We start from the raw sequence: 21,991 nt of genomic DNA on the forward strand, positions 1-21,991 counted from the left end.
AAAGAAGGCTGCTATCCCCCTCCGCCATCCAGCCGATTCCTGGTGTCAGCAGAGAGCGCAGCATGGGTGGCCATCACTGTCCGGGTGGCGTGCGCCTTCCCGAGCTTTCCCTGTGGTCTTCCGCGTTCTCCGTCCGTCCGGGGATGCCGGCGCTCTTTGTTGAAAAGTGCCCGGAAGGCGGTTGTTTTGACTTTATTACAGATTTCGGCAGCTTGGGTGTGAATTTTGTCAAAATTTTAAGCTGGAAAATCGCTTTTCAGCGCAAGGGGGCAGAGAAAATCGAGAGGCTTGCCGAGCGCCATGAAACGCAGCGCCCCCGCATGGCTGGATGGAAAATTTTCCCCTGTGCCGCTCCGCTGAAATGAAAAAGCCGCCCAAAAGGGGCGGCTGAAGCGGCGGCAGCCGGGGAGGCTTACAGGCCGAGCAGGGTTTGCGCGTGGTGCGCCATCATCCATTCCTCGTTGGTCGGGATGACCAGCACATCGACGCTGCTGTTGCCGGCCGAGATGCGCAGTTCGTGGCGGGCGTTGGCTTCCGGATTGAGGCGGATACCCAGCCATTCGGATTGCAGGCAGACGCGGCGGCGCACTTCGGCGGCGTGCTCGCCGATGCCGCCGGTGAACACCAGCGCGTCGAGGCCACCGGCCGCGGCGGCGAGCGAGCCGAGTTCGCGGGCGATGCGGTAGCAGAACAGGTTCACCGCCTCGGCGGCTTCCGGCTTGTCGCTGGCGAGCAGGGTGCGCATGTCCTGGCTGAGGCCGGAGACACCAAGCAGGCCGGATTCCTTGTAGAGCATCCGGGTCATGTCCTTGACCGACAGGTTCTTGGTTTCCATCAGGTGCAGGATGACGCCGGGGTCGAGGTTGCCGCAGCGGGTGCCCATCATCAGGCCGTCGATGGTCGAGAAGCCGAGCGTGGTGGCGACGCACTTGCGGTCGACCATGGCCGCCATGCTGGCGCCGTTGCCAAGGTGGGCGACGACGACACGACCCGTGGCGCGGCCGGAATGCTGCGGCAGGGCGCGGGCGATGTACTCGTAGGACAGGCCATGGAAGCCGTAGCGCTTGATGCCCTCGGCGGTGATCTGGCGCGGCAGGCCGAAGGTCTGGGCGACGTCCGGCTGGCTGCGGTGGAAGGCGGTGTCGAAGCAGGCGATCTGCGGCACGCTGGGCAGCAGGGCCTGCAGCGCGATGATGCCGGCGACGTTGTGCGGCTCATGCAGCGGGGCAAGCGGGATGAAGCTCTGCAGATGACCGAGCACGACGTCGTCGATCAGGGTCGGCTTGGAGTAGCGCTCGCCACCATGCACCACACGGTGGCCGACGGCGACGATCTGCCAGTTGGCGTGGCTGGCGGTGAACCACTTGAGCAGGGCGTCGAAGGCCTGGGCGTGGCTGACCTTGCCGCCTTCGAGCAGCTGGTCGGCGATGCGTTCGCCGGCCTTGTTCTTTGCGACCATCCTGGTGGTTTCGGCGCCGATGCCGTCGATCTGGCCGGAGACCTCGGCCTCCGGGGAAATCGGGCGGTCGAGCGGGAAGAGGGCAAACTTGATGGAGGACGATCCGGCGTTGATCGTCAGGATTCCTTGCTTCATTTTCAGGTGGTTCCGTTCTTGCGGTTGGCGTGGGCGATCAGTGCGGCGATGACGCACGATGCGGTTCGGGTTTCGGCGCTGTCGGCACGGCTGGTCAGCACGATGGGCACCTTGGTGCCGAGCACGATGCCGGCGGTCAGCGCGTTGGCCAGGTATTCGAGCTGCTTGGCGACCATGTTGCCGGATTCGAGATCGGGCACGACGAGGATCTCGGCATGGCCGGCGACGGCCGACTTGATGCCCTTGGTCTTGGCGGCGACGATGGACACGGCGTTGTCGAAGGCGAGCGGGCCATCGAGCAGGCCGCCCTTGATCTGGCCGCGGTCGGCCATCTTGCACAGCGCGGCGGCGTCGAGCGTCGACTGGATTTTCGGGTTGATCGTTTCGACGGCCGACAGGATGGCCACCTTGGGCTCCGGGATGCCGATGACGTGGGCGAGGTCGATGGCGTTGCGGATGATGTCGGCTTTCTCTTCCAGTGTCGGTGCGATGTTGATCGCCGCGTCGGTGATGAGCAGCGGCCGATGGTAGGTCGGCACGTCCATCACGAAGACGTGGCTGATTCGGCGGCTGGTGCGCAGACCGTTGGCGCGGGCGACGACCTCGCCCATCAGCTCGTCGGTGTGCAGGCTGCCCTTCATCAGCGCCTCGGCGTCGCCGGTACGGACCAGCGAGACGGCCAGCGCGGCGGCATCGTGGCTGTGCGCAGCGTTCACCAGGCGGATGCCGCGCAGGTCGATGCCGAATTCCTCGGCGACGGCGCGGATCTTGTTCTCCGGGCCGACCAGGATGGGCTCGATGATGCCGGCCTGGAAGGCCATGACCGGGCCCTTCAGCGATTCCTCGTCGCAGGGATGGGCGACGGCGGTGGGGATCGGCTCCAGGCCCTTCACCCGCTCCAGCAGGTGGGTGTAGCGCTCGTGCTTGTCGTCGATGCGGATCTCCGGCATGTGCACTTCCTGCAGGCGCGATACCTTTTCCAGCGGGGCGAGGATCTCCGCCGAACCGCGCACGACCTGCAGGCCTTCCTGGTTGGTGCAGACGCAGTCGAAGATGACGTGCTTGTTGTGCTCGAATTTCTGCTTGGCGGTGACGGTGATGGTGATGGCGTCGCCGATGGTCACCGGGCGGGCGAAGTGCAGGCTCTGGTCGACCAGGATGGTGCCCGGGCCGGGGAACTGGGTGCCGAGCACGGTGGAGATCAGCGAGCCACTCCACATGCCGTGGGCGATGACTTCGCGGAACATGCCGCTCTCAGAAAATTTCGGATCGACCACGGCGGGATTGACGTCGCCGGTCAGGATGGCGAAGAGCTTGACGTCTTCCGGCTTCAGCGTACGGGTCAGCGAGGCGGTGTCACCGATCCGGATTTCATCGAAGGTCTTGTTGACCAGATAGCGCTGTTCGGCTTGTTGGTTCATGGCGTGCTCCAGGCATTCGAGCGGGTTGGGGGAGCGGGCGGGTCAGGCCCGCTTTTCGCGGCGTCGTTCGATACTGTACAGGGGCTGCGGTACCTCGATGCACACCCCGGGGTGGCGGGCTTCGAGCTGGTCGATCACCCACTGGTTGGCTTCGTAAGTGAATTCGCGGGCATCGAGCGGGGCGCCGGTCAGCGCCTCGGCGAACAGGGCGACCGCCGCCGAGCGGCTGATGCCATATTCACAATGCACCATCAGCGAAATCTCGAAGGGGGCGGCGTGCAGTTCCGTGACGAAAGTGCCGATCCGCCCGGCCATGTGATGGTCGAACAGGCCGGGGCAGGCCGGCATGAATTCGTCGGCCGGCACCGCGTCGAAGAAAGACAGGCGCAGCACGTGACGGAACAGCGGGTCGAGCCTGGCCTCCGGCGTTGCCGGATCGGTAATCGAAATGACGGCCATGTAGGGCGAACCGCGCAATTGCTCGGCCAGCTTGCGCGAGGTGTATTGGATTTTGCTGATTGTCATGCCGTCATTCCATGAACACCGGGTCGGAAAAAACCAGGGTGCCGTCCTTGCGCATCATCAGGTTGTCGGCCTTGATCAGATCGGGCAGCGCACCGTATTCGTCCGAGAAGACCTCCAGCGCCTGCAGCGATTCCTTGACCGCATCGCTCCAGCCCATCGGCGTGACGGTCAGGTGGTGCAGCGCGATGCGGCCCATGTCCTGGGCGAGGTTGCGCCACATCAGGCAGGCGTCGTAGTAGGAGGAGGTGAGCTTGGTCGCCACCTCGGCGGCATCGCCGGAACCGGGCAGCGGGTAGAGGCGCTCGACCTCGACGATATGGAAGGGAAAGCCCCGGCTGGAGCGGCCGGCGGTGCCATGGTCGGCATAGACGACCGGGAAGTGGCGACCGGTCGGCCGGTCTTCGGCGGTGTAGTAGGCGTAGTCGGTGGGCGAGGAGAGCACCTTGTAGACGCGCTCCTGGCCATCGACAGTCGGTGCTTCGAGGACGATGGTGCTCTCGCCACGGCCGATTTCCCGGCGGCCGTTGAGCAGCGGGTGATCGGGTACGGGGTCGGGGAGGAGTCCTTCCGGGTCGGCCATGACGGTCTCCGCAGGCTGGGTTGGTCGACTGCCCGGAAGGCCATGCCTGCCGGGCGTTTTGTCATCAGGCGACGATGTGGGCGCCGGCGTCGACGTAGATGGTCTGGCCGGTCATGCCCGACGAGCCCGAGGTGCACAGGAAGGCGGTCAGCGCGCCGACTTCCTCGATGGTCACGGTGCGGCCGAGCGGAGCCTTCTCGGCATCCTTCTCCAGCAGGGTGTTGAAGTTGGCGATGCCGGACGCGGCACGGGTCATGATCGGCCCGGGCGACACGGCGAAGACGCGGATGCCCTTCGGACCGAGGTCGTAGGCCATGTAGCGGACGGCCGATTCGAGCGCCGCCTTGATGATGCCCATCACGCCGTAGTTGCGCACGACGCGCTCGGCGCCAAGGTAGGACATGGTGATCAGCGAACCGCCGTGCGCCATCAGCGGCTCCAGGGCCTTGGCCATGCGCAGGAAGCTGTGGCAGGAGATGTTCATCGCCGAATCGAAGCCTTCTTCGGTGGCATCGATGACGCGGCCGTGCAGGTCGTCAGCATTGCAGAAGGCCATCGAGTGAATGGCGAAGTCGATTTCGCCGAAGGCCTCGCCGCACTGGGCGATGACACCTTCCAGGCTACCCGGTTCGGCCACGTCGAGCTTGAGGAAGAGCTTGGCGCCGAGGGCTTCGGCCAGCGGCTGGGTGTAGCGGGCGGTTTTGTCGTTCTGGTAGGTGATGGCGATTTCGCCGCCCAGGTCGACAATGGCCTTGGCCACCGCGTAGGCGATGGACTTGTCATTGGCGATGCCGGTGATCAGGCCTTTCTTGCCGGCCAGGGGAAGCGCTGCGTTGGTCGTGGTCATGCTGATCATCCTTTCAATTTTTCGGGGTAGTGCGCCGCATCAATCTTTTCGGTGAATGTTGATTTGGCGTGCTTGATGGAATGCTGTGCTGCAGCAATATTCTTGCATAGCCGGATGACGATTTGTCGATTCCCGGGGTTGGGATACTTGATATAAGACAAGAAATGGTCATCTGGCAGTGCTAGTCTTGTAGCTGTCATAGGTCGTTTGTCGGAGGTTGTCGTGGCACTCAACGCAATGCATGCCGAAGCCGTTGCCGGTGTGGTCGACCGGGTGGTGGCGCGCCATCGGCGCGATGCTTCGAACATGGTGCAGATCCTGCGCGAGATACAGGAAGCCTGCGACTGGATTTCGCCGGAAGCCATCGACCGCCTGCAGGAAACCCTCGGGGTGCCGCGCACCAAGATCGAGGGCGTCGCCGGTTTCTATGCCTTCCTTTACACCGAACCACGCGGCCAGTACCGGGTGTTGTTTTCCGACAACATCACCGACCGCATGCAGGGTAACCGGGCGCTGATGGAGCGCCTGTGCAACAGCCTGTGGGTCGAGCGCGGCAAGGTGTCCGAGGATGGCCTGGTCAGCGTCGGCAAGACGGCCTGTACCGGCATGTGCGACCAGGGGCCGGCGTTGCTGGTCAATAACCTGGCGATTGCCGGGCTGACCGAAGCGCGCATCGACGCCATTGCCGAGCTGATTCGCGGCAAGGTGCCGCTGGCCGACTGGCCGGCCGAGTTCTTCAAGGTCGAGGACAACATCCGCCGGGCCGACATCTTGCTCACCGCCGATTTCAAGCCGGGTGAGGCGCTGCGCGCCGCCCGCGCCCGGGCGCCCGACGAAGGCCTGATGGCCTCCAACATGCGGTCCTGGCGCGAAGGCTTGCCGAGCGGCATGGGCGGGCCGATTGCCGTGCTCGACGAGATCAAGCGCGCCAACCTGCGCGGCCGGGGCGGTGCCGGCTTCACCACCGGCCTGAAATGGGAGGCCTGCCGCAATGCCCAGCTCAAGCCCGGCCATCGCCGTATCGTGGTGTGCAACGCCGACGAGGGTGAGCCGGGCACCTTCAAGGATCGCGTGCTGCTGTCCACCTTTCCCGATCTGGTTTTCGAAGGCATGACCGTGGCGGCCTATGCCGTGGGGGCGACCAAGGGCTTCGTCTATCTGCGTGGCGAATATCGATACCTGCTCGACCGCCTGAACGCCGTCCTCGCCCGGCGCCGCCGGGACAAGTTGCTCGGCGAGAACATCCTCGGCATCCCGGGGGCGGATTTCGATATCGAGATCCACGTCGGTGCCGGGGCCTACGTTTGCGGCGAGGAATCGGCGCTGATCGAGTCGCTCGAAGGCAAGCGCGGCACGCCGCGCAACCGGCCGCCTTTCCCGGTGACCAATGGCTATCTCGACCAGCCGACCATCGTCAATAACGTCGAAACCTTTGCCGCGGCGGCGATGATCGCGCTGAAGGGGGGCGACTGGTATGCCGGCATCGGCACCAAGCACTCGGCCGGAACCAAGATTCTGTCGGTGTCCGGCGATTGCGCGCGGCCGGGTATCTACGAATACCCCTTTGGCGTCAGCATCCGCCAGGTGCTGGACGATTGCGGGGCGAAGGACACCCAGGCCGTGCAGGTCAGCGGGCCGTCCGGCATCTGTGTGGCCGAGAATGAGTTCGACCGCATCATCGGCTTCGAGGACATCCCGACCGCCGGCGCCTTCACTATTTTCGACAAGACGCGCGACATGTTCCAGGTGGCGCGCAACTACGTGCATTTCTTCCAGCACGAAAGTTGCGGCTTCTGCACGCCGTGTCGGGTCGGCACCTCGCTGTTGAAGAACCTGATGGACAAGCTGCACAACGGCTGCGGTTCGCCCTACGACTTCGCCGAAATCGAGAAGCTGAACCAGTTGCTGCAGTCGATGAGCCATTGCGGCCTGGGGCACACGGCCTGCAACCCAGTGCTCGACACCATTGCCAAGTTCCGGCCGTATTACGACCAGCGCATGACGCAGCAGGACTTCACCCCGGCCTTCAACCTCGACCGGGCGCTGGCTGCGGCGCGGCAAATGACCGGGCGTGATGACGCAGCAGCCCACCTGAGCACGGAACACGGAGGTGCAGCATGAGCCTGACCTTTACGCTCGACGGCAAGACCATCCCCTTCACCGAGGGGCAGACCATCATCCAGGCGGCGAGCGCGGCCGGGGTCTTCATCCCGCACCTCTGCTACCACCCGGAATTCAAGCCGCATGGCTCGTGCAAGCTATGCACGGTCAAGGTGAACGGCCGGCACACGGCGTCCTGCACCATGCGCGCTGCGCCGGGCATGGTGGTGGAAAGCGATACCGAGGAAATCAACGCCGAACGCCGGGCGCTGACCCAGATGCTGTTCGTCGAGGGCAACCATTTCTGCCCGTCGTGCGAGAAGAGCGGCAACTGCCAGTTGCAGGCCACCGCCTACCACCTCGGCATGATGAGCCCGCACTACGACCACTTCTTCCCGAGCCGGCCGGTCGATGCCTCCCACCCCGATGCGCTGCTCGACTTCAATCGCTGCATTCTCTGCTCGCTGTGCGTGCGGGCCAGCCGCGATGTCGACGGCAAGAACGTTTTCGCGCTCTCCGGTCGGGGCATCGGGACGCACCTGATCGTCAATGCCAAGTCCGGCCAGTTGGGCGATACCGACTTCACACTGGACGACAAGGCGGCGCAGGTCTGCCCGGTGGGGGTCATCCTCAAGAAGCGGCGCGGTTTTGCCGTGCCGATCGGCGAGCGCACCTACGACAAGGCGCCGATTGCCGACACCGTGACGGAGGGCAAGTGAGATGACCACCCAGAAGAAACTGAAGGTCGCCACGACCTCGCTGGCCGGCTGCTTCGGCTGCCACATGTCCTTCCTCGACATCGACGAGCGACTGTTCACGCTGCTTGAGCATATCGAGTTCGACCGTTCGCCGCTGACCGACATCAAGCACTGCAGTCCGGATTGCGACATCGGCATCATCGAGGGCGGCCTGTGCAACGCCGAGAACGTGCATGTTCTGCGCGAGTTTCGCAAGAACTGCAAGATCCTGATCGCCATGGGCGCCTGCGCCATCAACGGTGGCCTGCCGGCGCAGCGCAACCACCTGCCGCTGACCACCATCCTCGAAGAGGTCTATCACACCAGCCCGGGGCTGGCCAACGGCATGATCCCCAACGATCCGGAACTGCCGCTGCCGCTCGACCAGGTGCACCCGATCCATGAGGTGGTGAAGGTCGATTACTTCATCCCCGGCTGCCCACCGTCCGGCGACGCAATCTGGAAGGTGCTGACCGACCTGCTGGCCGGCCGCGAGCCCGAGTTGGGCCACGGCCTGATGCACTACGACTAACCGAGGTGGCGCAATGACCTACCAGCTTGAAACAGCCCAACACCCCGAAACCCTGCGCCGCGTCGCCATCGATCCGGTATCGCGTGTCGAAGGCCATGGCAAGGTGACCATCCTGCTCGACGAGCAGAACAAGGTGCATCAGGTTCGCCTGCACATCGTCGAATTCCGCGGCTTCGAGAAGTTCATCCAGGGCCGGCCGTACTGGGAAGTGCCGGTCATGGTCCAGCGCCTGTGCGGCATCTGCCCGGTGTCGCATCATCTGGCTGCCTCCAAGGCGCTCGACATCATCGTCGGCGCCCGGAAGCTGACCCCGGCCGCCGAGAAGCTCCGCCGCCTGATGCACTACGGCCAGATGCTGCAGTCGCACGCGCTGCACTTCTTCCATCTCTGCTCGCCGGATCTGCTGTTCGGTTTCGACAGCGACGTGACCCAGCGCAACATCGTCGGCGTGGTCATGGCGCACCCGGAAACCGCCAAGCGCGGCGTGCTGCTGCGCAAATTCGGCCAGGAGGTGATCCGCGTCACGGCCGGCAAGCGGGTGCATGGCACCGGCGCCGTGCCGGGCGGCGTGAACAAGGCGCTGACCGTCGCCGAGCGGGACGAACTGCTCAAGGACATCTACCACATCGTGCAATGGTCGCGCGATGCGGTGCATCTGATCCAGAAGGTGCACACCCAGGACCCCGGGCTGTACAACAGTTTCGGCATCTTCCGCTCGAACTTCATGTCGCTGGTCGGCCACAACGGCGATCTCGACTTCTACCACGGCACGCTGCGCGCCCGCGACGACAACGGCAAGCTGATCTTCGACCACCTCGATTACCAGAACTACAACCAGGTCATCGAGGAGGAGGTACGGTCGTGGAGCTACATGAAGTTCCCGTACATCCGATCCATCGGCAAGGAGCACGGCTGGTACAAGGTCGGCCCGCTGGCCCGCGTGCAGAACTGCGACCAGATTTCGACCCCCTTCGCCGAGCACGAGCGCAAGGAATTCATCGACTACGCCGGCGGCTCGCCGCTACATGCCCCGCTCGCCTACCACTGGACGCGGATGATCGAAATGCTGCATGCCGCCGAAGTGATCAAGGAGTTGTTGCACGACGATGATCTGTTGTCGAACGACCTGATGGTGCAGGGCGAGCGCCAGATGGAAGGCGTCGGCGTCATCGAGGCGCCGCGCGGTACGCTTTTCCACCATTACCAGGTGGACGAGAACGACATCGTCACGATGGCCAACCTGATCGTGTCGACGACCAACAACAACCAGGCGATGAACGAAGCTGTCCGCCATGTGGCCCGCCGCTACCTGAATGGCCGTGAAATCACCGAGGGGCTGCTCAACCACATCGAAGTCGCCATCCGCGCCTTCGACCCCTGCCTGTCCTGCGCCACCCATGCGCTGGGCAAGATGCCGCTGGCGGTGGAACTGGTCGATGCCGAAGGCCAGCTGGTGCATAGCCTGAGCCGCGCGTAATGCCGGCGCCCATCGTCGTCTTCGCCGTGGGCAACCCGAGCCGTGGCGACGATGCCATCGGGCCGGTGCTCTGCGAACGGCTCGCCGCCTGGCTGGCCGAGCAGCGTCTGACGGAACGGGTCGAGCTGGTCGAGGATTTTCAGCTCAACATCGAGCATGCCCTCGACCTGGTCGGCCGCGAGCGAGCCATCTTCATCGATGCCGGCGCAAACACGCCAGCACCCTTCATCTTGACGCGCATTCAACCGGCAGCCATTCCTTCTCACTCCTCCCACGCCCTGCCGCCGTCAGCCGTGCTCCAGGTCTATCGCCAGACGGAAGGGGCCGAGCCGCCGCCGAGCTTCGTGCTCTGCGTACGCGGTGAGTGCTTTGAATTGGGCGAGGGCTTGAGCCCGCCGGCGGCGGAACGGGTCAGCGCAGCACTGGCCCGGCTGACCGGGCTGTTGCAGGCGCCGAAGTCGGCTGACTGGCCGGTCTAGCGGCAAAGTCGACCACCACGCTCAAGCCCTGTCCGAAGGGGCTGTCGTTCAGGCTCAAGGTTGCGCCATGCAGTTCGGCGATCCGGGCGGCGATCGCCAGCCCGAGGCCGCTGCCGGGCTGGGTGGTGCTTTCCAGCCGGTGAAAGCGGCGGAGCACGTTGCCGCGTTCTTCAGCCGGGATACCGGGGCCGTTGTCGTTGATGCTCAGCCGGATGTGCTGGCCGACGGGTTCGATGACGAGGCTGATGCGGCCGCCCGGCGGGGTGTAGCGCAGGGCGTTGTCGAGCAGGTTGCGGATCAGCACTTGCAGCCACTCGGCCTGGCCGGTGATCACGCAGCCGGGGGCGGACTGCAGGTCGAAATCGATGTTCCGGGCCAGGATGTCGCTACCCTGCGTGGCGCAGGCGGCTTCGGCCAGAGCCGGCAGCGAGACGGCTTGGGCGTCGGGCAGGCCGGACTCCGGGTCGAGGCGGGCAAGCAGCAGCATCTGGTCGACCAGGCGGGCGGCCCGGTGCAGGCCTTGCTGAAGATTGTTCAGTGATTGCTGGCGCTCCGCGTCGTCGCGGGCGCGCAGGGCGACTTGTAGCTGGGCCTGCAGGGCGGCGAGCGGCGTGCGCAGTTCGTGGGCGGCATCGGCCGTGAAGCGGCGTTCGTTCTCCAGGGTCTGATCGACCCGGTGCAGCAGGCCGTTGAGGGCTTCGAGCAGCGGGCGGATTTCAGCCGGGGCGCTGGCCGGGTTGAGCGGCTGGAGTTGTTGCGGGTCGCGCCGGGCGATGTCGTTGGCGATGTCATCGAGCGAGGACAGTCCGCGCCGGGTGGCCAGCCAGACCCACAGGCCGATCAGCGGCAGGCCGGGGAGGGCGGGCAGGATCAGGCGCCGGGCGATCTGGCCGATCAATTCGTCGCGGACGCGATGGTCCTCGCTGACCTGGACCTGGACGGTGCGCTCGGTGTTCCATTGGCTGTAGTGGCGCCAGTGGCCCGTTGTGGCGTCGTCGGTTTCGGAAAAGCCGTCGACGGTGGTGAGCGGGGTTTCCGGAGCGTTCTGCGAGCGCATCAACAGACGGCCTTCGGCATGCCACAGCTGGCAACGCAGGCGGCGCTGGTACTTGTGGGCCGCGTCGCCGAGATTCTCGATCTGCTCTTCGGCGTCGTGGTTGGCGAGCGCGAGCAGGGTTTGTGCAGCTTGGGCCATCTGGGCATCGAACAGTTCGTCGACTTCGTGGTGGGCATCGAAATAGCTGAAGACGAAGGTGCCCAGCCAGGCTGCCGCGACACCGCCGAGCAGCAGCATGAGCAGCCGGCGCTTGAGCGAGAACCAGGCGGTGCTCATTTGGGAATGCTGTAGCCAACGCCGCGCAGGGTGCGGATCAGGTCGCTGCCCAGCTTCTTGCGCAGGTGGTGGATGTGCACTTCGAGCGCATTGCTCTCCGGTTCGTCCTGCCAGCCGTAGAGGGACTGTTCGAGCTGGCTGCGGGTCAGCACGCGGCCGGCGTTTTCGAGCAGCAGCTGGAGCAGTGCGAATTCGCGGCCGGCCAGTTCGACCGCCTGGCCGTTCAGCGTGACGCGGTGGGCCGCCGGGTCGAGCGTCACAGGGCCGACCGTCAGTACCGGCGCCGAGCGGCCGGCGCTGCGGCGGAGGAGGGCGCGGATACGGGCGCTCAACTCGTCGAGGTCGATGGGTTTGACCAGGTAATCGTCGGCGCCGGCATCGAGCCCGGCAATCTTGTCGCCCGTGGCGTCGCGGGCGGTCAGCACGAGGATGGGCAGGGCGCTGCCCCGGCTGCGGGCCCGACGCAGCACCTCCATGCCGCCCAGACCGGGCAGGCCGAGGTCGAGCACCAGCAGGTCGACATGTTCGGTTTGCAGCGCCTGGTCGGCTGCCTTGCCATCCTGCAGCCAGTCGACGGTGAAGCCGGATTGGCGCAGGCCAATGGTCAGGCCATCGCCAAGCAGGGGGTCGTCTTCAACGAGCAGGATGCGCATGGGCTGGATTTTATCAGCGCCCCCCGGTGGGGAGTGTCCGGGCTGGCACGTCAATCCATATCCCACAGCCGATGCGTGTCGAGCAGCAGCCGGTAGCGTAGTTCGAGGGTATCGAGTTGCTGGGTGCGGGCAGCCAGTTCGGCATCGTTGGCCAGCCGGCGGGCAGCCAGCAGTTCCGGCAGGCTGCCTTCGCCCAGTTGATAGGCGCGGGCAGCCAGGTCGGCACTTTCGCCGAGGCGGGCCGCGGCGCTGCGGGCGGCTTGCCAGGCAGGCAGGGCGGCCTGGGCGGCCTGGAACAGGGCGGCAGCCTCGCCGGCGATTCGCTGGCGGGTGGCGGCTTCGCGGAATTGCGCCGCGTTGTGCTGGGCGCCGGCGGCATCGGCGGCGGCCGAGCGGGCGCTGCCGGGCAGCGGAATGCTGATGTAGGCGCCGACGATGTTTTCCTCGCCGGCTCGTTCCCGTGACCAGGCGATGCCAACCGTCGGGTCGGGCAGGCGGTCGCGGCGGGCCCGGTCCGCCTGCAGGCCGGCTCGTTGGCGCTCCTTCTCGGCCAGGCCGAGTTCATGGCTGTGGGCCAGCACCGCGTCGATCCAGAGTGCGGCATTCCCCTCCAGTGCCGGTGGTTCGGCCAGTCGGCCGGGCGCGTCGAGCGTCAGCCCCGGGAAGCGCTGGCGCAGCGTGGCGGCGGCCGATTGCTCGCGGCTGCCGGCCTGGGCCAGTTGGGCCTGGGCCTGGGCGAGCGCCGCCTCGGCCTGGATGGCTTCGAGACGTGAGGCATCACCGAGCTGCTGACGACGGCGCACGGCCTGGGTCTGGCGGTCGAGCAGCGCGACCTGGGCCTGCCATTGGCTGCGGGCCGCGCTTTCGCGCAGCCAGTCGAACCAGGATTTGAGCAGCAGGCGGCTCAGTTCGTGGCGCGCATCGCCGACCGCAGTGTCGGCCAGCGCGACGCCGGCGGCGCCGATCTCGGCATCGACCCCGGCCTTGCCCGGCAGGCGGAGCGGCCGTTCGAGTGCGGCGGACCATTCCGTATAGCGCTCGTTCGGCTGGCCGCTCGGGTAGGCGCGTCGCTGCTGGCCACCGGCCCGGACGTTCCATTCGTAGGTGCCGGCTTCGAGCCGGGTGCGGTTGGCTTCCTCGGCCTCGCGGCTGGCGATGGCGGCACGCAGGGCCGGCGCGTCGGCCAGAATCCGGGCGACCTCGGCGGCCGGTGGCAGATTGGGGAAGGCTTCGCCGGCCATGGCCGACAGCGCCAGGGTGCCGCAGAACAGGAGGGCGGTGTGGGTAGCCTGGTGGAGGCGTCGCCAGCCCCGATGTGGGCAATCGATTTCCGGCTTCATAGATGTCCTGCCTCGATGACCGGAACCAGCCAAAAGAAAATGTTGGCCCCCGGCAGCTCCTGGCGAAGCAAGGCGATGATTTCGCGCTTGGCAGCCTCCGGGCCGACGGTGCGGATCACGGCGCGCGGCGCGTTGCCTTCGACCAGCTCGGCATCCGCGATCAGCGCCACGGCGCTGCCGTGGCCTTCGGCGGCGCTGACGGTAAAGCCGGGGACCAGGTCGGGGCGGGTGAGCAGGAGGTCGGTGACATGCTGGACGATGTCCTCGGGCATGATCAGGGTGAGCAGTACGTCAGCCAAGGGCTTTCTCCTGTCGAAGAACGACGCCGAAGCGGCGGAAGAGGATGGGCAGCAGTACGAGCGTCAGTGCCGTCGAACTGAGCAGTCCGCCAATGACGACGATGGCCAACGGGCGCTGCACTTCCGAGCCCGGCCCACTGGCGAAGAGCATGGGAACCAGGCCGAAGGCGGCGATGCTGGCCGTCATCAGTACCGGCCGCAAGCGGCGCCGGGCGCCTTCGACCACCGCGTCGGCCAGCGGCATGCCGCGCGCCAGCAGTTGGTTGAAATAGCTGACCATCACCACGCCGTTGAGCACGGCGATGCCGAGCAGGGCGATGAAGCCGACCGAGGCCGGGACGGACAGGTATTCGCCGGAGACAAGCAGGCCAAAGACACCACCGATCATCGCAAAGGGGATGTTGGTCAGGACCAGCAGCGCCTGGCGTACCGAACGGAAAGTGGAAAAAAGCAGGAAGAAGATCAGCGCCAGCGCAATCGGCACGACGATCATCAAGCGTGCCGCAGCGCGCTGCTGGTTTTCAAACTGGCCGCCCCAGGCCAGACGGTAGCCCTGCGGCAGCTTGACGTCGCGGGCGACGGCAGCCTTGGCATCCTCGACGAAACCGACCAGGTCGCGGTCGCGCACGTTGGACTGGATGACGACGTAGCGCTGGGCGTTCTCGCGGTCTACCTTGACCGGCCCGTCGACGCGCTCGATACGGGCGACGCTGGCCAGTGGCACGCTGTGGCCATCGGGCAAGGACAGGCGCAGTGCGGTGAAATCGGCCGGCGAGGCGCGCAAGGTTTCCGGACCGCGCAGCACGACCGGGACGCGCCGGCCTTGCTTGATCACGGTGCCGACGTTACGCCCTTCGAGCAGCGCCTTCAGGTCATTCTGCACGTCATCCACGTTCAGCCCGAAGCGGCCGGCGGCCAGGCGGTCGACGGTAATCGTCAGGTACTGCACGCCGTCGTTCTTCAGCGTGAAGGTGTCTTCGGCGCCGGCTACCTTGCCGACGACCGTTTTGATTTCCTTGGCCAGCCGGTTCAGCGTCGCCAGGTCGGGGCCGAAAACCTTGATCGCCAGGTCGCCGCGCACGCCGGTCAGCATCTCCGAGACGCGCATCTCGATCGGTTGCGTGAAGGAGTAGCCGATGCCGGGAAAATCCGCCATCACCGCCCGCAGCTGGTCGGCCAGCCAGGCCGGGTCCGGCTGACGCCAGGTGGCGCGCGGCTGCAGGACCATGAAAGTGTCGGTCTGGTTGAGGCCCATCGGGTCGAGGCCCAGTTCGTCCGCCCCGGCGCGGGCGACGATGGCCTTCACTTCCGGCACCTGGGCGAGGATGGCTTGCTGCACGGCGCTGTCGATGGCGATGGTCTGCTCCAGGCCGATGGAGGGCAGCTTTTCGAGCTGCATGATCAGGTTGCCTTCATCCATGGTCGGCATGAAACTCTTGCCGAGCAGGCCGAAAGCGCCGGCCGCGGCGAGCAGGGCGACGAGCGAACCGATCACGAACGGCCGGCCGTGCGCCAGGGCGGTGGCCAGCACGCGGTCATACAAGGCGGCCAGTTTCCTGACCAGCCACGGGTTGCTATGGACGCCCCGCTTGATCAGCCACGAGGCGAGGACGGGTACGACGGTCAGCGACAACAGCAGCGACGAGGCCAGCGCGAAGACGATGGTCAACGCCACCGGTCCGAACATCTTGCCCTCCAGCCCCTGCAAGGTGAGGAGCGGCAGGAAGACGAGGATGATGATGACGATGCCCGAGGCAACCGGCGCGGCGACCTCGCGCGTCGCCCGGAAAACGAGGTGCAGGGTGGGCAGGTTGCCCGGCGCCGCCTGTTCGCCGCCGGCCAGCTGGCTCTCGACGTTCTCGACGACGACGACGGCGGCATCGACTAGCATGCCGATGGCGATGGCCAGGCCGCCCAGGCTCATCAGGTTGGCCGACAGCCCGAAGGCCCGCATCAGGATGAAGGTGGCGAGCGCCGAGAGCGGCAGCATCAACGCGACGACCAGCGCAGCGCGCAGGTTGCCGAGGAAGGCGAGGAGCAGGAGCACGACCAGCACGATGGCTTCGAGCAGTGCCTTGGACACGGTGCCGACAGCGCGCTCGACGAGATTGGAGCGGTCGTAGAAAGGCTGGATGCTGACACCGTCCGGCAGGGTCGGCGCCATCTCGGCCAGCCGCGCCTTGACGCCTTCGACCACGGCCTGCGCATTGGCGCCGCGCAGGCCGAGTACCAGGCCCTGCACCGCCTCGCCCTGGCCGCTCTGGGTCACGGCCCCATAGCGGGTCAGGGCGCCGAAGCGCACCGTCGCCACGTCGCCGACGCGGACCACCTTGCCGTCCCGGGCCTGCAGCACGATGGCGCGGACATCATCGAGCGTCCGGATGGCGCCCTCGGCGCGGACCAGCAACGCTTCCTCGCCATCGCGCAGGCGGCCGGCGCCGTCGTTGCGGTTGTTGGCTTCGAGCACCGCCTGCAAATCCTTCAGTGCCAGCCCGCGCGCCGCCAGGAGTTGCGGTTCGGGCACCACCTCGAAGGTCTTCGCCTCGCCGCCCAGGCTGTTGACGTCGGCAACGCCCGGAATGGTGCGCAGCTGGGGGCGGATCACCCAGTCGAGCAGGGCGCGCTTGTCGGCCAGCGACAGGTCGCCCTCGATGGTGAACATGAACATCTCGCCGAGCGGCGTGGTGATCGGGGCCATGCCGCCGGTCACGCCGGGCGGCAGGTTGCCCATGGCCGAAGCCAGGCGCTCGCCGATCTGCTGGCGCGCCCAGTAGATGTCGGTGCCATCCTCGAAATCGATGGTGATGTCGGTCAGCGCATATTTCGACACCGAGCGCATCAGCTTCTGATGCGGGATGCCGAGCATTTCCTGCTCGACCGGCACGGCGATGCGGGTTTCGACTTCCTCCGGCGTCATGCCCGGCGCTTTCAGGATGATCTTGACCTGCGTGCTCGAAACGTCCGGGAAGGCATCGATCGGCAAGCCAAGGAAAGCCTGCACCCCGGCCCCGACGAGCAGCGCGGTGAGTACCGCCAGCAAAAGCCGCTGGGCGAGCGAGAAGCGGATCAGGGCGGTGAGCATTATTCTTTCCCGACACCGGTAAAGATGGCTTTCAGGCCGGAAACGCCCTTGACCGCCACCTTCTCACCCGGCTTGACGCCATCCACCTGCACGCTGTCGCCACCCTGGCCGAGCAGGCGGACCGGGCGGGGAACGAATTGCACTTCCTGCTCATTGCCCGTGCTCTGCACAAAAACCCAGCTTTGCCCCTCGTGGCTGATCACCGCGCCGGCCGGCAGCCGGAGGCCGGCGCTGCCGGCACCCGCCAGTTCGACGGCAACGGCCTGGCCGGGAATCAGCTGCTCGCTGCCCTTGCCGACCTCGGCCCGCAACAGCACGGTCTGGCTGGCCGCATCGACCGCCTTGCCGATGGCCAGCAGCTTGCCGACGACGTCGGTGCCCACCACCTTCAGCGGTGCGCCCTCGTGCAGGCCGCTGGCCAGGTTCAAGGGCGCCTGCACCTCCAGCCAGAGCGGCGACAGTTTGGCGATGCGGTAGATCGGCGCTGAGGCCTCGATACGCTGGCCGAGCTGGGCACTTTGTTCGAGCACCACGCCATCGATCGGCGACACCAGGGCCAGCGAGCCAGCCAGCTTGCTAGGGGCGAGGCCGGCCAGGGCCAGGCCCTGGCGACGCTCGTTGGCCTGAGCAGCGGCCTGCGCCGCAGCGGCCCGTGTCGCCTGGACACGGCTCTCGGGAATCAGGCCCTCGGCAAACAGTTGTTCATCGCGCTTCAGGCTTTGCTGCAACAGGCCGGCCTGGCTGCTCGCCTGCAGCGCATCGCGTTGCAGTTCGAGCCCTTGCGGACTGGCCAATTGCGCCACGACCTGGCCTTTCCGGACCTGGCTGCCCGGCGCCACAGCCAGCCTGTCGATCAGGCCGCCGACCGGCGCGGCGATGACCCGCATCTGAGCATTGGGCACCACCACCAGAGCAGGCAGCGCGCTCACCGCAGCGCCGCCGCTCTCCCCGGCCGTCTGGCTGACGACCTGCAGGGTCTTTTGCTGGGCAGCGCTCAGCCGGATGGTTTCAGCCGCTTGCAGCGGTGCACCGACGGCAAGCATAAGGCAGACGAGAAGGGCAGGACGGATGGCCATGATGCCTCCAGGAATGACATCCGCGGATTATGCGCTACCAGTCTTAGCGCAAGCTTAAGCCCGGAAAAACGGGCAATTTGGCCATCCAGCCTTGATCTGAGGCATGATGTAGCTTCGCTACTTGGCCTATAATCGAACCGACTAATGACCGAATGGTCAGTAACCAATCGGGTGAAGTATGGAACGCAAGCGACTCCGTGGCATTTTTCTCTCGGGTCTTTTCCTGGCGTTGCTCGCCGGGGGGAGCTATTACCTCTACCAGCACCGTCCGGCTGGCTTGCCAGTGGGTTTCGCGTCCGGCAACGGTCGTTTCGAGGCGACGGAGGTCGATGTCGCGACCAAGATCGCCGGGCGCCTGGTCGAACTTGGGCCGCGCGAGGGTGATTGGGTTGAGGCTGGTTCGGTGGTCGGACGGCTTGATGCCGATGACCTGCGCGCCCAGCTGAGAGCCGCCGAGGCGCAGGTCGTGCAGGCGCAGAAGGCCGTCGATGAAACACGGGCCGGCGTGCGCAAGTCGAAGGCCGACGCCGCGCTGGCTGGCAAGACATTGAAGCGTTCCGAGGAACTGGTTGGCCGCGGTTTCATTTCCCGCAACAAGCTGGATAGCGACCAGACCGGCATGGAAGGTGCCATGGCCGGCATGGCGCAGGCGAGCAGTCGCGTCGCCGAGGCCGAGGCGGCGGTGGCGACGGCGCAGGCACGCGCCGACAGTCTGCGGGCGACGCTCAACGACACCAGCCTGAAGTCGCCGATCGCCGGCCGCGTCCTCTACCGCCTGGCCGAGCCGGGCGAGGTGTTGGCGGCGGGTGGCAAGGCGCTGACCCTGGTCGACCTGACCGACATGTACATGACCCTCTACCTGCCGACCGAAAAGGCCGGCCAGGTGGCGGTGGGCGCCGAGGCGCGCATCGTGCTCGATGCCCTGCCCGGCCAGGCGATTCCGGCCAAGGTCAGTTTTGTCGCGGCCAAGGCGCAATTCACGCCGCGCGAGGTGGAAACGCGCACCGAGCGCGAAAAGCTGATGTTCCGCGTCAAGGTTCGGGCCGACCCGGACTGGCTGTCGGCGCACCGCGACCTGGCCAAGGGCGGCATGCCGGGCATCGCCTACGTCCGCCTCGATCCGGGCGCCGCCTGGCCGGCCAGCCTGCCCGCCAACGGGAAATAAGCGGAGATCGCAGCCATGGACCGCCCGCCGGTCGCCCGCCTGGAAGGCGTCAGCCTGCGCTACGGGGCCGTTGCGGCGCTCGATGGCATCGACCTGAGCCTGCCGGCCGGCGGTATGGTCGGCCTGATCGGGCCGGACGGTGTCGGTAAATCCTCGCTGCTGGCCCTGGTTTCCGGCGCACGGCAAATCCAGTCCGGCCGCATCGAGGTGCTCGGCGGCGATATCGGCCAACGCCATTTCCGGGCGTCGGTGCAGCCGCGCATTGCCTACATGCCGCAGGGCCTGGGCAAGAACCTGTACCCGACGCTGTCGGTATTCGAAAACGTCGATTTTTTCGGCCGCCTGTTCGGTCAAAATCGCGCCGAGCGGGCGCAGCGTATCGACGAACTGCTTGCCAGCACCGGTCTGGCGCCTTTCCGCGACCGGCCGGCCGCCAAGCTGTCGGGCGGCATGAAGCAAAAGCTCGGCCTGTGCTGTGCGCTGATCCACGATCCCGACCTGCTCATCCTCGACGAGCCGACGACCGGCGTCGATCCGCTCTCCCGCCGCCAGTTCTGGGAACTGATCGACCGCATCCGCACCCGCCGGCCCGGCATGAGCGTGCTGGTCGCCACCGCCTACATGGAGGAGGCCGACCGCTTCGACTGGCTGGTCGCGATGGACGACGGCAAGGTGATCGGCACCGGCACGCCCGCTGAATTGCGGGCGCAGACCGGCCAGGCGACGCTGGATGGCGCCTTCATCCAGTTGCTGCCGGAAGACAAGCGGCGGGCGCATCAGGAACTGGTTATCCCGCCCTGGGTCGATCGCAGCCCGGGCTACGCCATCGAAGCGGAGGGGCTGACCCAGCGCTTCGGCGATTTCGTCGCCGTCGACGGCGTCAGTTTCCAGATCGACGAAGGCGAGATCTTCGGCTTCCTCGGCTCGAACGGCTGCGGCAAGACGACGACCATGAAGATGCTGACCGGCCTGCTGCCGCCGACTTCCGGCGAGGCCAGGCTGTTCGGCAAGGCGGTCGATGCCAGGGATCTGGAAACGCGCAAGCAGGTCGGCTACATGTCGCAAGCCTTCTCGCTCTACGGCGAGCTGACCGTGGCGGCCAACCTCGACCTGCACGCCCGCCTGTTCCACCTGCCGGATGCCCGGCGGGGCCCGCGCATCGCCGAGCTGATGCAGCGTTTCGGGTTGGACGAATACGCCGACCAGGCCGCTGCCGACCTGCCGCTCGGCATCCGTCAGCGCCTGTCGCTGGCCGTCGCCGTGGTGCATGAACCGAAACTGCTCATCCTCGACGAGCCGACGTCCGGCGTCGACCCGGTGGCGCGTGATGAATTCTGGGAACTGCTGGTCGAGTTGTCCCGCCAGCACGGCGTCACCATCTTCATCTCGACCCATTTCATGAACGAGGCCGAGCGCTGCGACCGCATTTCGCTGATGCATGCCGGCAAGGTGCTGGCCAGCGACACGCCGGCGGCCCTGTGCGCGGCACGCGGCGAAAAGACGCTGGAAGCAGCCTTCATCGGCTATCTGGAAGAAGCTTCGGGGGCGAGGGAGGCGACGGAGGGCGAGGCCAAAGCGGCAAATACCGTGGCAGCTGCAGGCAGGGAGCGGCGCGGTATTGGCAGCGCCTTCAGCCTGCGCCGCCTGCTCGGCTATGCCTACCGCGAGGCACTCGAGTTGCGCCGCGACATGATCCGCCTCGGCTTCGCGCTGCTCGGCTCGGTCATCATGACGTTCGTGCTCGGTTTCGGCATGTCCTTCGATGTCGAGAACCTGCGCTTTGCCGTCCTGGATCGCGACCAGACTCCGGAAAGCCGGGACTACATCGCCAACATCGCCGGTTCACGCTACTTCGTGCAGCGGCCGCCCTTGCTCGACGAGGCCGATCTCGACCGGCGCATGAAGAGCGGCGAGGTATCCCTGGCCATCGAGATTCCGGCCGATTACGGGCGCGATCTGCGGCGGGGTCGGGCACCGGAAATCGGCGTGCTGGTCGACGGCGCCATGCCCTATCGCGGCGAGACGATGCGCGGCTACATCGAAGGCATGCACCGCGAGTACGTGCAGCGCCTGTTGCGCGAGCAGGCCGGGCAGCCGGCGGCGCAGCCCTTCAGCATCGTGTCGCGCTACCGCTACAACCAGGATTTCAAGAGCGTCTATGCCATGGTGCCGGCGGTCATTCCGCTGCTCATGCTGCTCATCCCGGCCATCCTGATGGCGCTGGGCGTCGTGCGCGAAAAGGAACTCGGCTCGATCACCAATCTCTACGTGACGCCGGTCACCCGGCTCGAATTCCTGGTCGGCAAGCAGTTGCCGTACATCGCCGTGTGCATGGTCAGCTATTTCCTGATGATGCTGGAGGCCGTGCTGGTTTTCGGCGTGCCGGTGAAAGGCAGTTTCCTGGCCATGACGTTGGGCGCCTTGCTCTATGTCACGGCGACCACCGGCCTCGGCCTGCTGATGTCCACCTTCACCAAGACGCAGATCGCCGCGCTGTTTGGCACGGCCATCGTCACCATGCTGCCGACCATCCAGTTCTCCGGCCTGACCACGCCGGTCGAGTCGCTGCAGGGGGCGGGTTACTGGGTCGGCCAGTTCTACCCGGCCACCTACTTCATCCTGATCTGCCGCGGCGCCTTCACCAAGGGGCTGGGTTTTGCCGAGCTGTGGCCGTCGCTACTCGCGCTCGCTGCCTTCATCCCGGTGCTGACGCTGGCCAGCGTGGCACTGCTGAAGAAACAGGAGAAATGA

19 protein-coding genes are annotated in these 21,991 nt (G+C 66.3%); 8 read left to right on the top strand and 11 right to left on the bottom strand.

Going from position 1 to position 21,991, the window contains the following annotated elements; genetic code table 11:
• Positions 1-62 precede the first annotated feature (62 nt).
• Entirely contained in the window at positions 63-365 is a 303-nt protein-coding gene (locus tag K420_RS0109495; protein ID WP_157275055.1) for a hypothetical protein, read from the top strand.
• A gap of 47 nt (positions 366-412) precedes the next feature.
• Here K420_RS0109495 and K420_RS0109500 read toward each other — a convergent pair whose 3' ends face one another.
• The 5 genes from K420_RS0109500 to fabI form a co-directional block, all read right to left on the bottom strand.
• Positions 413-1,594: an acetate/propionate family kinase gene (locus K420_RS0109500; RefSeq protein ID WP_027457851.1), complete on the bottom strand. Its 1,182-nt coding sequence runs from the start codon at positions 1,592-1,594 to the stop codon at positions 413-415.
• Positions 1,595-1,596: 2 nt separating this feature from the next.
• Positions 1,597-3,015, bottom strand: coding sequence for a bifunctional enoyl-CoA hydratase/phosphate acetyltransferase (locus K420_RS0109505; RefSeq protein ID WP_027457852.1), 1,419 nt, complete (start codon positions 3,013-3,015; stop codon positions 1,597-1,599).
• Positions 3,016-3,057: 42 nt separating this feature from the next.
• Positions 3,058-3,540, bottom strand: a complete 483-nt coding sequence (locus K420_RS0109510) for a hypothetical protein (protein ID WP_027457853.1) — start codon at positions 3,538-3,540, stop codon at positions 3,058-3,060.
• A gap of 4 nt (positions 3,541-3,544) precedes the next feature.
• Entirely contained in the window at positions 3,545-4,120 is a 576-nt protein-coding gene (locus tag K420_RS0109515) for a hypothetical protein (protein WP_027457854.1), read from the bottom strand.
• Positions 4,121-4,184: 64 nt separating this feature from the next.
• Positions 4,185-4,967, bottom strand: a complete 783-nt coding sequence (gene fabI / locus K420_RS0109520; RefSeq protein ID WP_027457855.1) for an enoyl-ACP reductase FabI — start codon at positions 4,965-4,967, stop codon at positions 4,185-4,187.
• Positions 4,968-5,204: 237 nt separating this feature from the next.
• Here fabI and K420_RS0109525 point away from each other — a divergent pair, with 237 nt between their 5' ends.
• Genes K420_RS0109525 through K420_RS0109545 form a run of 5 tightly spaced genes read left to right on the top strand, consistent with a single transcriptional unit; the run spans position 5,205 to position 10,292 of the window.
• A complete protein-coding gene (locus tag K420_RS0109525; RefSeq protein ID WP_027457856.1) occupies positions 5,205-7,088 on the top strand; it encodes an NAD(P)H-dependent oxidoreductase subunit E in 1,884 nt (627 codons plus the stop codon).
• Entirely contained in the window at positions 7,085-7,786 is a 702-nt protein-coding gene (locus K420_RS0109530; RefSeq protein ID WP_027457857.1) for a 2Fe-2S iron-sulfur cluster-binding protein, read from the top strand. The genes K420_RS0109525 and K420_RS0109530 overlap by 4 nt, the downstream gene beginning before the upstream one ends.
• A 1-nt stretch (position 7,787) precedes the next feature.
• Positions 7,788-8,336, top strand: a complete 549-nt coding sequence (locus K420_RS0109535; protein ID WP_027457858.1) for an NADH-quinone oxidoreductase subunit B family protein — start codon at positions 7,788-7,790, stop codon at positions 8,334-8,336.
• A 13-nt stretch (positions 8,337-8,349) separates the two neighbouring features.
• Positions 8,350-9,813, top strand: coding sequence for a Ni/Fe hydrogenase subunit alpha (locus K420_RS0109540; protein WP_027457859.1), 1,464 nt, complete (start codon positions 8,350-8,352; stop codon positions 9,811-9,813).
• Positions 9,813-10,292 (top strand): hydrogenase maturation protease, encoded by a 480-nt coding sequence (locus K420_RS0109545; protein ID WP_027457860.1) that lies wholly within the window; start codon positions 9,813-9,815, stop codon positions 10,290-10,292. The genes K420_RS0109540 and K420_RS0109545 overlap by 1 nt, the downstream gene beginning before the upstream one ends.
• Here K420_RS0109545 and K420_RS18585 read toward each other — a convergent pair.
• From K420_RS18585 to K420_RS18600, 6 genes are read right to left on the bottom strand one after another with little or no spacing between them, the layout of a single operon-like run.
• Positions 10,225-11,625, bottom strand: a complete 1,401-nt coding sequence (locus tag K420_RS18585) for an ATP-binding protein (RefSeq protein ID WP_051453045.1) — start codon at positions 11,623-11,625, stop codon at positions 10,225-10,227. The genes K420_RS0109545 and K420_RS18585 overlap by 68 nt on opposite strands.
• Complete coding sequence (locus tag K420_RS0109555; protein WP_027457861.1) at positions 11,622-12,278, bottom strand: response regulator; 657 nt, start codon at positions 12,276-12,278, stop codon at positions 11,622-11,624. The genes K420_RS18585 and K420_RS0109555 overlap by 4 nt, the downstream gene beginning before the upstream one ends.
• Positions 12,279-12,328: 50 nt before the next feature.
• A complete protein-coding gene (locus K420_RS18590; protein ID WP_051453046.1) occupies positions 12,329-13,618 on the bottom strand; it encodes a TolC family protein in 1,290 nt (429 codons plus the stop codon).
• Positions 13,615-13,917 carry a DUF3240 family protein gene (locus K420_RS18595; protein ID WP_051453047.1) on the bottom strand — a complete coding sequence of 101 codons (303 nt, stop codon included), beginning with the start codon at positions 13,915-13,917 and terminating at the stop codon, positions 13,615-13,617. Before K420_RS18595 ends, K420_RS18590 begins: the two co-directional genes overlap by 4 nt.
• Entirely contained in the window at positions 13,910-16,999 is a 3,090-nt protein-coding gene (locus K420_RS0109570; RefSeq protein WP_027457862.1) for an efflux RND transporter permease subunit, read from the bottom strand. Before K420_RS0109570 ends, K420_RS18595 begins: the two co-directional genes overlap by 8 nt.
• A complete protein-coding gene (locus K420_RS18600) occupies positions 16,999-18,075 on the bottom strand; it encodes an efflux RND transporter periplasmic adaptor subunit (protein ID WP_051453048.1) in 1,077 nt (358 codons plus the stop codon). The genes K420_RS0109570 and K420_RS18600 overlap by 1 nt, the downstream gene beginning before the upstream one ends.
• A gap of 178 nt (positions 18,076-18,253) precedes the next feature.
• Here K420_RS18600 and K420_RS0109580 point away from each other — a divergent pair, with 178 nt between their 5' ends.
• Together K420_RS0109580 and rbbA are read left to right on the top strand one after the other, a co-directional pair.
• The gene (locus tag K420_RS0109580) at positions 18,254-19,240 is read left to right on the top strand and encodes an HlyD family secretion protein (RefSeq protein ID WP_027457863.1); all 987 of its coding nucleotides are present in this window, start codon (positions 18,254-18,256) and stop codon (positions 19,238-19,240) included.
• A gap of 15 nt (positions 19,241-19,255) precedes the next feature.
• Entirely contained in the window at positions 19,256-21,991 is a 2,736-nt protein-coding gene (gene rbbA / locus K420_RS0109585; RefSeq protein WP_027457864.1) for a ribosome-associated ATPase/putative transporter RbbA, read from the top strand.

This window comes from Dechloromonas agitata is5, assembly GCF_000519045.1.
Lineage (GTDB): Bacteria > Pseudomonadota > Gammaproteobacteria > Burkholderiales > Rhodocyclaceae > Azonexus > Azonexus agitatus.